Source organism: Flavobacterium algicola (assembly GCF_022399565.1).
Classification (GTDB): Bacteria; Bacteroidota; Bacteroidia; order Flavobacteriales; family Flavobacteriaceae; genus Flavobacterium; species Flavobacterium algicola.
The window spans coordinates 1,058,049-1,073,968 of the sequence record NZ_JAJTUT010000001.1; the positions used below are offsets into that span (position 1 = coordinate 1,058,049).

The window sequence follows — 15,920 nt, forward strand, 5'->3', positions numbered from 1 at the left end:
AAATTTACTTTAATTAAAATATTTTTGCAGCAACTTGTAGTACTGTTTTTTGTTTTTCTGGATTCCACATTGCTGTTACGTCAACTGGTAATACATAACTTCCTAGAGCGACTTTTTTGGTAAGCGTTGCTCCAACGTTGATAAGATTTCCTTTACCTTCTGTATAAAACGTTTTATCTGTTATAAAAGACCAGGCTCCTCCTGCAAAAAGTGATAGTCTATTATTTCCTTTTTCCCATACTTTACTTTTAACTTCTAAGTAATGCGTGTATGAATCTTTAAAAGAGCCATCAGATTGCACCTCATAATCTCCAGAACCACCAGCCAAAATTGTAGCAAAATATAGAGAGGTGCTTTTTGTTAGTTGGTAACCAAAGTTTAAATCTACAAAATTATATCCTTGTCTTTTATCATAACTCCAGTAGTGTAAAACATCTCCTCTTTCTTCAACACCTGTATAGTTATTATGAGAAACTGCTTCTATAAAAAATTTATCTGAAAAACGGTATGCTGTATAGATTGAGAATTCTTTGTAGTGTGCGCTAACTTGATCTCCAGCTTTATTAGTTACATCAGATGCTGCACCCGCACCACCCCATACACCAAATGTGAATTTTTTGTCACGAGTATTGTATTCTAAGTTTGTAGCAACCATTGGCCCAGGTGTTACAACGAATCCATGCCAAAGGTGCATGTTCTTCAATTGAAGCCCAAAGCTAAAAGGCTCATAATCATCTTCTGCCATCGCTTTATCTTGTGCTTGTATTGTATTTGCACCGAAAAGCATTCCTAAAGCTACTACTTGTAAAGTTAGTCTTTTTTTAAGTTTTGCTCCATTAGTGAACGACGTGAAGCTGTTTACTTTTTTCATAATTAATGATTTGTGTTTAGTTAATTTGTTTCTGTGGTTGTTTGTAATAAAACGTATTATCTACGCTTTAATAAAACAAAGATAGAATTAAATTTGACATAAATATTTTTTTTATGCCTTAAAAAAACATTTAATTCATTTATAAGATCACATTATTGACATAAAACCATATTTTACAAGGGATAAACATCAATTTCTTATTACGTATATTTTACGTTTAATATTGAGTAAAAGAAAGAAAAATCAACTATTACGATAGAGTTGGTAATGAAAATTGAGTGGAATTCTATAAATTAGTACTGCTAAATAGTGTAAAATGGAATCAAAAAAGTTAGCAAGAGCCATCGTCACTTATAATTTTGCATCGAGCTGTTGCATACAATTGAGTCTCTCAACAAGATACTCATTTTCAACACTATATGAAGAGTAAATCCTAATAAAATCCTAAACTCCTTTAAAACTAGGAATCTGTTTTGTACATTTGTATATACAAACATTAAAGTACAATGGAAAACACACTCAAAATACAAATATGGTCAGATGTAATGTGTCCATATTGCTACATAGGAAAACGACGAATTGAAAATGCACTAGAACAATTTGGTCACAAAGATGCAATAGAAGTAGAATGGAAAAGCTTTCAGTTGGATGCTAGTTTTGTAGCATCGCCAGAAGATAACATCTACGACCATCTAGCTGAGAAATATCGAAAAGATAAGGATTGGGCTATCGAGATGGTACAAAGCATGACAGATAACGCAAAAAATACTGGGTTGGAATTTAATTTCGATAAAGCAATTTTAGCTAATTCGCACAAAGCACACCGTTTACTTCACTTAGCCAAAAAACATAATTTAGGAGATCCTTTAAAGGAATTACTTTTCAAAGCTTATATGACAGATGGTAAAGATGTTGATGACATCCCGACGTTGATAGCTCTAGGACAAGAAGTAGGATTAGAAAAAGACGCTATTGAAGAAGTTTTAAATTCGAATGCATACGCTGAAGAAGTGCAAAATGATATCGCTATGGCGCAACAAATCGGAGTACAAGGGGTTCCTTTCTTTGTATTCGATAATAAATACGCTGTTTCTGGTGCGCAGCATGTTGAGACATTTGTTCAAACTTTGGAGAAAGTATGGGAAGAAGGAAGTTTTGCACCCAAACTTACACTTTTGAATAATGAAGAAGGTGACAGTTGCGGAATTGATGGTTGTAATTAATTTAATAATTCCACCAAAATCAGTTTGAGATCGATAGTAGAAGCGAATTAAAAGGAGTAATCATACTATTATCACTACAATCAAAATGCCCAAATGACTTAACGTCGTTTGGGCATTTTTAATTTAAAAGTACACGTATAAGTGTATAATATTATTTACCGTTATAACTCGTCATTGTAAGTTCTAGTCCGGCTGTTCCAAATGATTTGATAATCTCTGCTCCCATTTCATATCTTTCCGTTAGTAGCGATTCTTCTTCTGCCGTCCACTCACCTAGGACATAATCGATTTGCTTCCCTTTTTTAAACTCATCGCTAATACCGAAACGAAAACGCGTATATACATTTGAATTTAATTCGAAATTAATATTTTTCAAGCCATTATGACCACCGTCACTCCCTTTTGGCTTAATTCTTATTTTTCCGAAAGCAAGATTTAAGTCATCAGTTATAACGAAAAGATTTTCGACCGGAATATTTTCTTTATCCAACCAGTATTTTACGGCTTTTCCGCTCAAATTCATATAGGTATTGGGCTTTAAAAGTAAAAATGTCCTTCCTTTAAATCTGTATTCGGCCATTGTTCCCAATTTTACAGTTTCAAATGAAACTCCCTCTTTTCTAGCCAAGAAATCAACTATTTTAAAACCTATATTGTGACGTGTATTAACATATTCTGCACCAATATTTCCTAATCCTACTATTAAAAATTTCTTCATATCCTCGGTTTTGTCCTCTATGGCTGTAGATGAAAACAATTGTTGTATCCATTTTATCATGATGCAAAAATAAGGGTATTTGTTTAAAAAAAGAATTAAATATACTATTCCATTTCTTTCCTAATAAAAGAAATCACATTTCTGTATTTACTTAGTATTCTCGAAATAGTGCATAAAGCTAATTAGCACTGGATACCTCTTAACTCTGAAGATGTAATAGAAATAAAAAATCCCTTTACAATTGATTACTCAAATGCAAAAGGATTTATTCATTCGATAAAAATTATTTTCTAAAAATTTTAAGCTTCGTTTGAAGGCTTGCCAATTGTTGCTAAGATACCACCATCAACATAAACGATATGACCGTTTACAAAATTACTAGCATTTGAACTCAAGAAAATTGCCGCACCCTGCAAGTCATCTGGATCTCCCCAACGATTTGCTGGCGTTCTTCCTAAGATAAATTCATTAAATGGGTGTCCATCTACACGAATAGGTGCCGTTTGAGTTGTAGCAAAATACCCAGGACCGATTCCGTTTACCTGAATGTTATGTTTTGCCCATTCTGTAGCCATGTTTTTGGTCAACATTTTTAGTCCACCTTTTGCAGCTGCATAAGCTCCAACCGTACTTCGACCCAATTCACTCATCATTGAGCAAATATTAATAATCTTACCTTGCTTGCGAGCGATCATCCCCTTTACAACATGTTTTGACATGATAAAAGGACTAATCAAATCTACTTTGATCACTTCTTCAAAATCGGCTACTTCCATATCTTCTAGCGGAATCCTTTTAATAATTCCGGCATTGTTTACCAAAATATCAATAGGACCAACTTCTTTTTCGATTGCGGCTATATTTTTTATGACTTGATCTTCATTAGTAACATCAAAAAGATAACCGTGCGCTTTAATTCCTGCTGCTTTGTAGGCAGCTACAGCAGAGTCTAGTTTTTCCTGAGACGAGGCACCGTTTATAACCAATGTAGCACCTGCGTTTCCTATTCCCATGGCCATTGCTTGCCCTAGTCCATGAGTACCACCAGTAATTAAAGCTACTTTACCCGTTAAATCAAATAATTGAATTGACATACTATTTCTTTATTAAAAATTATCTTAAATCGGTGATGTTACAAAAATCCATGTCACCGTAATCTAAATTTTCCCCAGCCATTCCCCAAATAAAAGAGTAATTACTCGTTCCAGAACCAGAGTGAATAGACCATGGTGGCGAAATCACAGCTTGATTGTTCCCCATCCAGATATGTCTTGTTTCGTCTGGCTGTCCCATGAAGTGGCAAACCGCTTGATTCTCTGGAATTTCAAAATAGAAATAAACTTCCATTCTACGGTCGTGTACGTGAGCAGGCATTGTATTCCACACACTACCAGAGTGTAAAGATGTCATCCCCATCTGCAATTGACAAACATCAACTACACTGTTTACAATATATTTACGAAGTGTACGTCTGTTTGCTGTTTCAGGAGCTCCCAATTCAACAACTTCAACATCATCAATTCCGATTTTCTTTACAGGATAAGCTTTATGAGCGGGAGTTGAGTTAATATAAAATAAAGCTGGATTTGCAGCATCGCTACTAGCAAAACTTACTTTCTCGTTTCCCTGACCCACATAAAGTGCTTCTTTATGATCCAATTTATAGGCTTCACCGTTTACGGTAACAGTACCTTGTCCTCCTACATTTATAATTCCAAGTTCTCTACGTTCTAAGAAATAGCTCGCTTTCAATTGATCTATACTTTCTAATTCAACCGTTTCAGATACAGGTTTAACACCTCCAGCAATATAACGATCGTAATGAGAATACACCAAACTAACTTTATTGTCAACAAATAGATTTTCGATCAAAAACTCTTTGCGTAATCTAGTTGTATCATAAGACTTTACATCTTGAGGAGCAGCTGCATAACGAGATTCATATTTATTTTCCATAATACTATTTTAAAAATTTTGATAAATATACAAATAATATTTAAAAATACAATCGATTGTATTTTGTTTTTTAATAGTTACATTTGGCTCGAAGAGAGAACGGGCAAACTTCTCATTAACGCAAATTTAGGCGTAACCCAACATAATCCTGAAAAACCGGAATGGGTCAAGCTAATAGTTCTCACTTTAATGAGCATTGTAAAAAAGCAACTTAAAAAAAAGCTTCACTCCTATCCTTTAGTAAAAATAGATACAATGGTAAAACGACGTCTCAAAGAGAGATGGCATTATATTTTTGAAATAAACACTTACCTTTGAGCGCAATAAATGAAGATGAAAAACAACAATGTAACCATTCATGATATTTCTAAAGCTTTAGAAATTGACAGTTCCACAGTTTCAAGAGCACTCAACAATAGTCCGAGAGTATCTCAAAAAACAAAAGATAAAATTATAAGCAAAGCAAATGAGTTGGGTTACCAACGCAACAGTTTGGCATCAAAATTAAGAACCAACAAGACGCATTCTATTGGGGTAATTGTTCCTAGAATTTCACGTCATTTTTTCTCCTCTGCCATCGCAGGAATAGAAGAAACTGCTTATGACGCAGGTTATGACGTAATTATTTGCCAGTCTCTTGACGATTATGAAAGAGAGAAAAAGTTAATGAATACCATGTTATCTAATAGAGTCGACGGTGTTTTGATTTCAATATCGATGAAAACTACGGAACATGACCACTTTAAAGAATATCAAAAACAAGGATTACCAATCCTTTTCTTTGATAGGCCTTGCGCACTTGCAAACAGTACCAATGTAATTATTGACGATTTTAAAATAGGTAAAGAAGTTACCGAACATTTAATAGAACAAGGTTGCAAAGACATTGTTCACTTTTCTGGACCGCAAACTTCACAATTATACCAACAAAGAACCAAGGGATTTAAAGCGGCATTGGAAAAACACCAACTTCCCTTTCGAGAAGAATATGTATTTGAATCTTCTTTAATGAAAGAGGACGGAATTGAGATGGCTAAAAAAATACTTGCACTACCGAAGGTTGATGGTGTGGTATCCTCAAATGATACTTCTGCCATCAGTGCCATGCAACATTTAAAAGAAAACGGAATCCGTATTCCGCAAGATATCGCGTTTGTAGGTTTTAGTAATGAACCTGTGTCTGCCGTTTTTGAACCTTCACTCACAACTGTAAAACAACCTGACTTTGAAATGGGAAAAATAGCGGCAAGTTTACTTTTCGAACAAATTAAATCAGAAGGCAACCTGAGAATAAATCAAACAAAAATTCTAGAACCCGAATTGATCATTAGAAATTCATCTAGGAAAAAATCATAATTATCTATCTTGAAATTTAACTATTAATTCTTTCTTTAAAAATACAATCGATTGTATTTATTTTATATATTTACAAAAATTAACCATTTAAAACCACCAAATGAATGTAATAAAAGCCAAAATAGGCAACTACCGCTTCCGTATTCTAGCTTTATTATTGTTTGCCACCACTATCAATTACTTTGACCGAAGTATTATTGGTGTAATGGCACCGACTCTACAAAAATTATTTAATTGGTCGAATAATGATTATGCCAACATTCTTATAAGTTTTCAAGCCGCCTATGCAATTGGTATGCTTACTATGGGTGGGATCATTGACCGTTTGGGAACAAAAATAGGATATACCGTTTCTATTGGAATCTGGAGTGCCTTCGGAATGCTGCATGCCCTTGTTACTCCTGCTTTTAGTATCATCGGTTTTAGTTTGGCTCGTTTTGGTCTTGGTTTTGGAGAAGCAGGTAACTTTCCTGCAGCCATTAAAACAGTTGCCGAATGGTTTCCTAAAAAAGAGCGTGCTTATGCTACCGGAATTTTTAATGCTGCAACAAGTCTTGGAGCTATCGCTGCACCATTTGTTGTGGGTTGGATCGTTGAAGAAGACGGTACCAACTGGCAAATTCCCTTTTTGATCACTGGAGCATTGAGCACCATATGGATCATAATATGGCTTTCGACTTATAAAAAACCCGAAGTACATCCAAAAGTTTCCCCAGAAGAATTAGCACACATTAATAGTGACTCTGAGGTTGAAACAGATACTGTAAAAATACCATGGATTAAAATCATAAAAAAACGCCAAGCTTGGGCATTTGCAATCGCAAAAACAACTGATGCTGTTTGGTGGTTTTACTTATTCTGGGGTGCGAAATTCTTATCTGATACTTTCGACTTGAAATTAAAAGACATTGGACTTCCATTTTTCATTATGTATTTTATGGCCGATATCGGAAGTATTTTTGGAGGATATCTATCTGGATACTTCATAAACAAAGGATGGTCGATCAATAAATCTAGAAAAGTAACACTATTACTATGCGCTTTATTAATTCTTCCTGTAAGCTATGTTGCCTTTGCAGAGAATAAATGGGTAGCCGTATTTTTAATCGGTATCGGAGCCGCTGGACATCAAGCATGGTCAGCAAACATATTTACCTTAGTACCTGATGTCTTTCCGAAAAAAGCAATCGCAACTATCATCGGCTTAGGTGGAATGGTAGGAGCAGTTGCCTCGATCATAAGTAATAAAATTCTAGGAAGCTTACTAGACAATGCAGACAACACTGCTTATTTTTGGGCATTCTTGGTAGCAGGTTCTTGTTATTTAGTTGTTTTAGGATTTATTCAGTTGTTAATGCCAAGCATGACACCATTAAATGATGACCTACAAGAAATAAGATAATTTAATTTAGTTTAGTTTTTTTTGAAGATCCCCGAAGCTTAATTGATTCGGGGATTTTTTTGTTATCAAGGAATTAGATTCTTAGGTCGCTATAGCATTGAAGTGAAAGAGAATTAAGATAAAAGAAGAATCAACTGTTCGGTAATCCCGAACAGTTCAAAAAGTCTACAAAAATTGATTATTATTAAGAATAAACAATAAGCGCAAAATTTGCACAAGCTCAATTAAAAAACAGCAATAAAAGCAAAAAGCCTCTTAATCATACGATTAAGAGGCTTTTAAGTACCCGGAGCCGGAGTCGAACCGGCACGGTTTCCCACAGGTGTTTGAGACCAGCGCGTCTACCAATTCCGCCATCCGGGCTTTAGCAGACATGAAATGACGACAGCCATTTCAACGCAATAAAGAACTGTAAGGTGGTAGCCTAACAGCTGTTTCTTTAACACGGTGCAAATGTATAAAAATTTTTATATTATTCTAGCAAAAAAACTAAAATTTTATCTTTCAGAGTTGATTATTTTTTCTAAATTTGCAACTCGTAAAAACAAGACACACTAACTAACTACAAAACAACAATTTAAATGTCACATACAGAACCGGAAGCTAAAATATTTGCTTGTTCACAAAGTGTCTATCTAGCAGAGAAGATCGCTGATAAATATGGTATACCACTAGGAAAAATGACAATGTCTACCTATAGTGACGGAGAATTTCAGCCTTCTTACGAGGAGTCTATCAGAGGGTTACGTGTATTTATTGTATGCTCTACTTTTCCAACTGCAGATAATTTAATGGAACTTTTACTGATGATCGACGCTGCAAAACGCGCATCAGCAAGACATATTACTGCCGTAATTCCTTACTTCGGTTGGGCAAGACAAGACAGAAAAGACAAGCCAAGAGTGCCGATTGGAGCTAAATTAGTGGCTAAATTATTAGAAACTGCTGGAGCAACTCGCATTATGACGATGGATCTACATGCAGATCAAATACAAGGATTTTTCGAAAAACCAGTAGATCACCTTTTCGCTTCTACTATTTTCTTACCTTATATAGAAAGTTTAAAATTAGACAACCTTATGATTGCATCACCAGATATGGGTGGTTCAAAAAGAGCTTACGCTTATTCTAAATTTTTGAGTTCTGAAGTAGTAATTTGCTACAAGCAAAGAAAAGCTGCCAATGTGATTGCTACAATGGAATTGATTGGTGAAGTAAAAGGTAAAAATGTTATACTAGTAGATGACATGATCGATACTGGTGGAACACTTGCAAAAGCAGCCGATTTGATGATTGAAAAAGGTGCACTTAGCGTAAGAGCTATTTGTACGCATGCCATTTTATCTGGAGATGCTTACGAAAAGATAGAGAATTCTAAATTATTAGAATTAATCGTAACCGATTCTATACCATTAAAAAAAGCATCTAATAAAATAAGAGTCGTAAGTTGTGCACCATTATTTGCAGAAGTAATGCACATGGTACAACACAACAACTCTATCAGCGGCAAATTCTTGATGTAGATTTTGACTGTTGGCATTTGGCCATTGGCAAAACCACTTCAACTACACAAACTGAATGCAAAAAGCTAAAGGCCAATAGCCAATAGCCCCAAAAAAGAATTATTAACAATTATATATATTACAATGAAGTCGATTACAATTAAAGGATCAGAAAGAGAAAGCGTGGGAAAAGTGTCAACTAAAGCCTTACGTAATGCTGGAGCGGTTCCTTGCGTTTTATACGGAGGAGATCAACCAGTGCACTTTTCAGCAGAAGAAAAAGCATTTAAATCTTTGGTTTACACTCCAAACGCACACACAGTTGTGATCGAATTGGGTAACGGAAAGTCATTTACTGCTATCATGCAAGACATCCAAGTACACCCAGTTTCTGAGAAAATTCTTCACCTTGATTTCTTTCAAATCTTTGATGATAAAGAAATCACTATTGAAGTACCAGTTAAAATCATCGGTAACTCTAAAGGAGTTATGGCAGGTGGAGATTTACGTTTGAACAACCGTAAATTAAAAGTAAAAGCGTTACCTGCAAATCTTCCTGATTTTGTTGAGGCTGACATTACTCCACTTAACATGGGTAACAAATTATACGTTACTCAAGTTCCTACTCCAGACTTTAAAATCATGCACCCAGATAACACTGTTATCTGTCAAGTGAAGATTTCTCGTGCTGCGATGAAAGCGGCTCAAGAAGCAGCAAAACTTGCAAAAGGAGCTCCTGCAAAAGGAAAGAAAAAATAATATTTTTTCAAAACATACAATTCAAAAAGACTGTCCAAAAGACAGTCTTTTTTTTTACTTTTGAATTATGAAAAAATTCCCCTCTACCCTTTCTACAAAACTCCAAAGGAGGATTGACTCCAATGCCATAAGACAATTGGGTAGTGCAAATACAAGAATTGATTTTTCATCAAATGATTACATTGGGTTTTCACAATCCAAAACAATATTCGATACTACGCATCAATACTTAGTTGATCACAACTACACACAAAACGGAGCTACAGGTTCACGATTAATTTCAGGAAACCACGAAGTATATACGACGGTAGAAGGACAAATAGCCAATTTTCATGAGTCAGAAACCGCTTTGATTTTTAACTCTGGTTATGATGCCAATCTTGGCTTTTTTAGTGCTGTACCTCAAAAAAATGACTTCATTTTGTATGATGAATTATGCCACGCCTCGATTCGTGACGGATTTCAGTTATCACACGCGAAAGCTTACAAATACGACCATAATGATTTTGAAGATTTAGAAAGATTAATTTTAAAGTTCAACAGCAACAATACACCTATTTACATTGTTACCGAAAGTGTATTTTCAATGGATGGCGACAGTCCCAATCTAGAAGAGTTAGCTTGTTTGGCAACTAAATACGAATGTTACTTAGTGATTGACGAAGCACATGCTCTGGGAGTTTATGGTACTAACGGGCAAGGATTAGTACACTCTTTAGGAATCCAAGATCAAGTTTTTGCTCAAATTATGACATTTGGTAAAGGACTTGGTTGTCATGGTGCTGCAATTTTAGGTTCGAAAGAATTACAAACCTACCTTATCAATTTTGCCCGTAGTTTTATTTATACCACAGGACTGAGTCCGCATGCAGTAGCAACGATTGGTATGGCTTATCAGCATTTAGAGAATCATACTCAAAATATCGTATTATTAAAAGAAAATATAATTTGGTTCAATCAAGAAAAAAAAATGATTGGACTACAGCCGTTGTTTGTACGTTCTAAATCGGCCATACAATGCGCTATCGTGCAAGGCAACGAGAATGTAAAAAACATCGCTCAGCAATTACAAGAAAAAGGATTTGAAGTAAAAGCAATTCTTTCGCCAACTGTTCCTGAAGGTCAAGAACGCTTGCGATTTTGTTTACACAGCTACAACACCAAAGAACAAATATCAGAACTACTAACTTTATTTGCATCTCTTGTATTTTAGAAAAACCCAAGATTTGTAACAGCAATAAGTACTATGGAAAAAGGTTACTCTTTCACCCCTTAAAATTTTAGAATAATGAAAATATTTATCACAGGCATATCGACCGACGTTGGCAAGACAGTTGCCTCTGCCATTATTACACAAGCCCTTGAAGCCGATTACTGGAAACCCATCCAAGCAGGAGATTTAGTAAGCTCAGACACTATTAAAGTGCAAGCATTTGTATCGAATACTAAGTCAAAGTTTCACAACAATAGTTATGCATTGCTCACACCCGCCAGCCCTCATTTGGCAGCACAAATTGACGGAATAACGATTGATCTAAATCAAATCTCTGCTCCGGAAACAGACAATCATTTAGTTATCGAGGGTGCAGGCGGCATTTTTGTTCCATTGAATGATAATGATACTATCATAGACCTAATCAAACCCGATTATAAAGTAGTGGTGATCTCTAGACATTATTTAGGAAGTATCAACCATACGTTACTTACAGTTGAGGCTTTAAAGAATAGAAACATAGCAGTAGCCGGAATCATTTTTAGCGGAGATGAAAACCAAGCAACTGAATCGATAATCTTAAAGAAGACCAATGTGAAATACTTGGGACGTATAGAGCAAGAACCTTATTTTGATCAAAGCGTCATTGAGTCCTATGCCGATTTGTTTAGAGATAATTTATTACAATTAGATTCATAATCTACTTTTGCATACTACATATGAATACCTTAAAAAGATTATTTACATGATAACTAGAAATTGAGTACAACAACATTATCTATCTGAGTCTGGTGAAGACTTCTTTCAAAAGATATTTCGACAAGCTGAACGTGATAATAGTTTTAGAAATCAACTTTAAATAATAATTACTTCCTACAGGTTTATCATACTTATTGGTAACGGATTGTGTTTGCGGGCACTACGCTCGCGTGAAGGATGGCAGCTAGCTACCGAAGTAGCGCGTACAGCCTGACAGCCTAGGGATATAGGGGCTTGTAAACGCAAACAAAGTTGCCCCTATAGCTCTAGGGTGACACGCCCTAATGAATTTACTCTTTAGAATAACCTATCATTCTTTATCATAGATAATGAATAACAGTCTGATCAGGAAGTTGAAATTTTACTCTACCAACTTAGGGTCTTTTACAACGACTATGTATCTTTGCAACAAATTACTCCCATGACACTAGCAGAAAGAAATCAAAAACATAATTGGCATCCTTACACACAACATAAAACAGCACAAATTCCGATAGCGATTGTAAAAGGGGAAGGCGCATTATTATGGGACGAAGATGGCAAGGAATATATTGATGCAATTGCCTCTTGGTGGGTTAACCCATACGGTCACTCAAATCCGGTAATTGCCAATGCTATTTACAAGCAACTGACTACATTGGAGCATGTGCTTTTTGGTGGATTTACACATGAGCCAGCCGTCGAACTTTCGGAACAACTAATTGCTGTTTTACCTACAAATCAGAATAAATTATTTTACTCTGATAATGGTTCTACATCTGTAGAGATTGCTATTAAGGTCGCAATGCAATACTTCTTTAATAAGGGTATCAAAAAAACCAAAATTATTGCGTTTGAAAACGCTTTTCATGGTGATACTTTTGGAGCGATGGCAACAAGTGGCATTTCGTTTTTTACAGAAGCGTTTAAAGAATCCCTGATTGAAGTAATTCGGATTCCAGTTCCTACCCCAGGTAATGAAGCTGCGTCAATAAAGGCGTTGATAGAACTAGTGATTACCAATGATTTTGCAGCATTTATCTTTGAGCCATTGGTTCAAGGTGCAGCCGGAATGGTCATGTATGAACCCGCCATTTTGGATGAGTTACTCGCTATTTGCAAAGAAAATGAAGTAATTACCATTGCTGATGAAGTCATGACGGGTTTTGGAAAAACAGGAAAAAACTTTGCTTGTGATTACCTAACTGGGATGCCCGACATGATGTGTATCTCAAAAGCATTAACCGGAGGAGCTATCCCGATGGCAATTACTAGTTTTACACAGGAAATTTTTGATGGCTTTTATGATGATGACATCAACAAAGCTTTATTTCATGGACATACATTTACAGCCAATCCTACAGGTTGCGCAGCAGCGTTGGCTAGTTTGCAACTCTTACAATCTCATGAGATGCAAGCAAATATTGCTCGCGTAAATAAAAGTCATTTGGCGTTTGAGGATAAGATAAAGCAACATCCCAGTGTTAAAACGACACGAGTTTTGGGTGTAATTTTTGCACTTGAAGTAAAAACCGAAAACGACGAATCATATTACGGTTCTTACCGAAATAAATTATATAAGTTCTTTATCGAAAATGGAATTATCTTGAGACCTGTTGGTAATATTATTTATATTCTTCCTCCTTATGTGATCACTGATGCTCAATTGGAAAAAATCTATGTTACTATTGAGGCTGTTCTATAAGCATTAATTTTGATGATTTCAAGCTTTTAAGAAAATTGAAATTGAAAAATTTGGGTAGCAATAACTGATTTAAACGAGGAAACATCTTTTTTATCGAATATAAATGATAAGTAAGAAAAATAGTGATATGTTTGATGCGTCATTAATAGATAGCGAAAACATCAAAAGCTTGACACTTATAAACACAGGTTTTAAACTAACAAATACGTATGATCAATAACTTTACTCCTTTCTTAAAAAATCCGATTTTAATACTTCTCGTTTTCTAATTTCACAGGCTTTTTTAACAGCAATTGGATGCACGCTGAAAATAAAATTTATAGTCACGTAAGAGATCTTCGTGAGAAAATTGTAGAATAATCATAGACATAACTACATAGCGAACCGTATTTGTAATTAATAAAATTCAACCTTATAAAATCAAACAAGATCTGCGTAATTAATAGAGGAAATTATTTTATCAAGATTCTTTTAAAATCACTATCATGAAAATAAAAAATATATTATTTAGCATTTGTATTCTTGCCATGACAGCACAAATGCAAGCTCAAAAAGCAGCTGTAGCAAATGCGGACAAACAGTATGAGCGTTTCTCTTATATCGACGCAATCGCCACCTATGAGCGCGTTGCCGAGAAAGGGTACAAAGATGAAAAAATGTTTCAGAAACTAGGAAATGCTTATTATTTTAATGCTGATTTATTGAAAGCTGGAAAATGGTACGAAGCATTATTTGCAATGAATTCGAATCAAGAACCTGAATATTTGTACCGCTACTCCGAATGTTTAAAGTCAATGGGAGAATACAAAAAAGCTGATAAGATACTAGAGCAATTTAATGCCAAATCTGGAAATGACATTAGAGCCCAACTATTCGAAAATAATAAAAACTATCTAGAAGATATCGAAGCGAACTCGGGACGTTTTAATATTGAAGATGCTGGTATTAATTCACAGTATTCAGATTACGGAACGGCGTTCATAGGTAATAAATTAGTTTTTGCATCTGCTAGAGACACTATTGGTGTATACAAAAGAGTGTTTACTTGGACCAACCAATCTTTTACCAATTTATATAGCTCTGAAGTTAACGAAAGAGGGCAACTTCAAGAACCTCAGCGTTTCAGCTCTAACATTAATTCTAAATTTCATGAGTCGACTCCAATTTTCACGAGAGATGGGCAAACAATGTATTTTACTCGAAATAATTATTTGGATGGTAAAAAAGGAAAAGACAGTCAAAAGATCACATTATTAAAAATCTATAAAGCAACTTTAGATAACGATAAATGGTCGAATATAACAGAGCTACCTTTTAATAGCGATAATTACAGCATTGCACATCCTGCACTAAGTATTGACGACAAAGTTTTGTATTTTGCATCTAACATGCCAGGCACTTTAGGACAATCGGATTTGTATAAGGTTACTATTAATAGTGATGGTACTTACTCGAAACCAGAAAATTTAGGAAAGGAAATAAATACAGAAGGAAGAGAAACCTTCCCTTTTATATCAGATGATAACGAACTCTACTTTGCTTCTGACGGACGTCCTGGATTGGGTGGACTTGATGTCTATGTAACTAGTATTACAAGAAACAAATTTAGTGAAGTTCAAAATGTTGGAGAGCCGATCAATAGTTCGAAAGATGATTTTGGTTTTTTTATGGACAGTGCGAGCCGTGTCGGATTTTTTACCTCAAATAGAGACGGTGGTCATGGATACGATGATATTTATAAATTCTCTGAAACTAGAAAACTGAAATGCAACCAATTCCTTAGTGGTTATATAACGGACAAAGACACAGGAAAAAAATTAGAGAATTCTAAAACAAGTTTATTTGACGATAAATTTAATTTGATCAAAGAAGGATATACTAATGCCGAAGGAAAGTTTACCTTTAAAGAAGTGGAATGCGGTAGAAATTATTATGTGAGAGCCGAGAAAAAAGATTATGAAACGAATGAAGGAAAAGTTTCTATCTTAAAAAAATCAGGAGAAACACAATTTTCTCTACCACTTGACAAACGCATTAAGACAATTAATATCGGAACTGACTTAGCAAAAACATTAAGCATTCCGATAATTTATTTCGACCTTGACAAATCGTTCATTCGTAAAGATGCTGCTTTTGAATTAGAAAAAGTTTTAGCCGTAATGAAACAATATCCAAAAATGAAAGTAGATATTCGCTCACATACAGATTGTAGACAGACTGCCGCTTACAATGAAGCTTTGTCTGACAGAAGAGCAAAAGCTACAAGAACTTGGTTAATTAAAAATGGAATTGAAAGCAATCGCTTAACGGCCAAAGGTTATGGTGAGTCACAGTTAATTAACGATTGTGCTTGCGAACCTACAGATACATCTAGCTGTACAGAAGCAGAGCACCAATTAAATAGACGAAGCGAGTTTATTATAATCGCAGTAGACTAAATTTATTTTTTATAATAAAACAAAGGGTTTGACTAATCA

13 protein-coding genes and 1 tRNA gene are annotated in these 15,920 nt (G+C 35.0%); 9 read left to right on the top strand and 5 right to left on the bottom strand.

From position 1 onward, the window contains the following. Positions 1–13: 13 nt before the first annotated feature. Complete coding sequence (locus LXH21_RS04605) at positions 14–871, bottom strand: hypothetical protein (protein ID WP_239863052.1); 858 nt, start codon at positions 869–871, stop codon at positions 14–16. Between the two features lie 506 nt (positions 872–1,377). Here LXH21_RS04605 and LXH21_RS04610 point away from each other — a divergent pair. Then, a complete protein-coding gene (locus tag LXH21_RS04610; protein WP_239863053.1) occupies positions 1,378–2,094 on the top strand; it encodes a DsbA family oxidoreductase in 717 nt (238 codons plus the stop codon). 151 nt (positions 2,095–2,245) lie between these two features. Here the strand turns inward: LXH21_RS04610 and pth are convergent, their stop codons facing one another. The 3 genes from pth to kduI form a co-directional block, all read right to left on the bottom strand. Then, positions 2,246–2,872 (bottom strand): aminoacyl-tRNA hydrolase, encoded by a 627-nt coding sequence (gene pth / locus LXH21_RS04615; protein WP_239863054.1) that lies wholly within the window; start codon positions 2,870–2,872, stop codon positions 2,246–2,248. Between the two features lie 239 nt (positions 2,873–3,111). Next, positions 3,112–3,906, bottom strand: coding sequence for a gluconate 5-dehydrogenase (locus tag LXH21_RS04620; RefSeq protein WP_239863055.1), 795 nt, complete (start codon positions 3,904–3,906; stop codon positions 3,112–3,114). Positions 3,907–3,925: 19 nt separating this feature from the next. Then, the gene (kduI, locus tag LXH21_RS04625; protein WP_239863056.1) at positions 3,926–4,768 is read right to left on the bottom strand and encodes a 5-dehydro-4-deoxy-D-glucuronate isomerase; all 843 of its coding nucleotides are present in this window, start codon (positions 4,766–4,768) and stop codon (positions 3,926–3,928) included. Between the two features lie 333 nt (positions 4,769–5,101). Between kduI and LXH21_RS04630 the strand changes: the two genes are divergently transcribed. Beyond that, positions 5,102–6,124: a LacI family DNA-binding transcriptional regulator gene (locus LXH21_RS04630; protein ID WP_239863057.1), complete on the top strand. Its 1,023-nt coding sequence runs from the start codon at positions 5,102–5,104 to the stop codon at positions 6,122–6,124. Positions 6,125–6,224: 100 nt separating this feature from the next. Then, on the top strand, positions 6,225–7,526 hold the full coding sequence (locus LXH21_RS04635) for an MFS transporter (RefSeq protein ID WP_239863058.1): 1,302 nt from the start codon (positions 6,225–6,227) through the stop codon (positions 7,524–7,526). Positions 7,527–7,809: 283 nt separating this feature from the next. On the opposite strand, the gene LXH21_RS04640 is transcribed toward LXH21_RS04635, so the two are convergent. Further along, a tRNA-Leu gene (locus LXH21_RS04640) sits at positions 7,810–7,889 on the bottom strand. A gap of 218 nt (positions 7,890–8,107) precedes the next feature. Between LXH21_RS04640 and LXH21_RS04645 the strand changes: the two genes are divergently transcribed. The 6 genes from LXH21_RS04645 (at position 8,108) to LXH21_RS04670 (ending at position 15,881) form a co-directional block, all read left to right on the top strand. After that, positions 8,108–9,049 carry a ribose-phosphate pyrophosphokinase gene (locus LXH21_RS04645; RefSeq protein ID WP_239863059.1) on the top strand — a complete coding sequence of 314 codons (942 nt, stop codon included), beginning with the start codon at positions 8,108–8,110 and terminating at the stop codon, positions 9,047–9,049. 123 nt (positions 9,050–9,172) lie between these two features. Further along, entirely contained in the window at positions 9,173–9,787 is a 615-nt protein-coding gene (locus LXH21_RS04650; RefSeq protein ID WP_239863060.1) for a 50S ribosomal protein L25/general stress protein Ctc, read from the top strand. A gap of 67 nt (positions 9,788–9,854) precedes the next feature. Beyond that, positions 9,855–11,000: an aminotransferase class I/II-fold pyridoxal phosphate-dependent enzyme gene (locus tag LXH21_RS04655; RefSeq protein ID WP_239863061.1), complete on the top strand. Its 1,146-nt coding sequence runs from the start codon at positions 9,855–9,857 to the stop codon at positions 10,998–11,000. A 75-nt stretch (positions 11,001–11,075) separates the two neighbouring features. Further along, positions 11,076–11,699 (top strand): dethiobiotin synthase, encoded by a 624-nt coding sequence (bioD, locus tag LXH21_RS04660; RefSeq protein ID WP_239863062.1) that lies wholly within the window; start codon positions 11,076–11,078, stop codon positions 11,697–11,699. Positions 11,700–12,180: 481 nt separating this feature from the next. Then, positions 12,181–13,443: an adenosylmethionine--8-amino-7-oxononanoate transaminase gene (gene bioA / locus LXH21_RS04665; RefSeq protein WP_239863063.1), complete on the top strand. Its 1,263-nt coding sequence runs from the start codon at positions 12,181–12,183 to the stop codon at positions 13,441–13,443. 485 nt (positions 13,444–13,928) lie between these two features. Further along, complete coding sequence (locus tag LXH21_RS04670) at positions 13,929–15,881, top strand: OmpA family protein (protein WP_239863064.1); 1,953 nt, start codon at positions 13,929–13,931, stop codon at positions 15,879–15,881. The last annotated feature ends 39 nt before the right edge of the window (positions 15,882–15,920 follow it).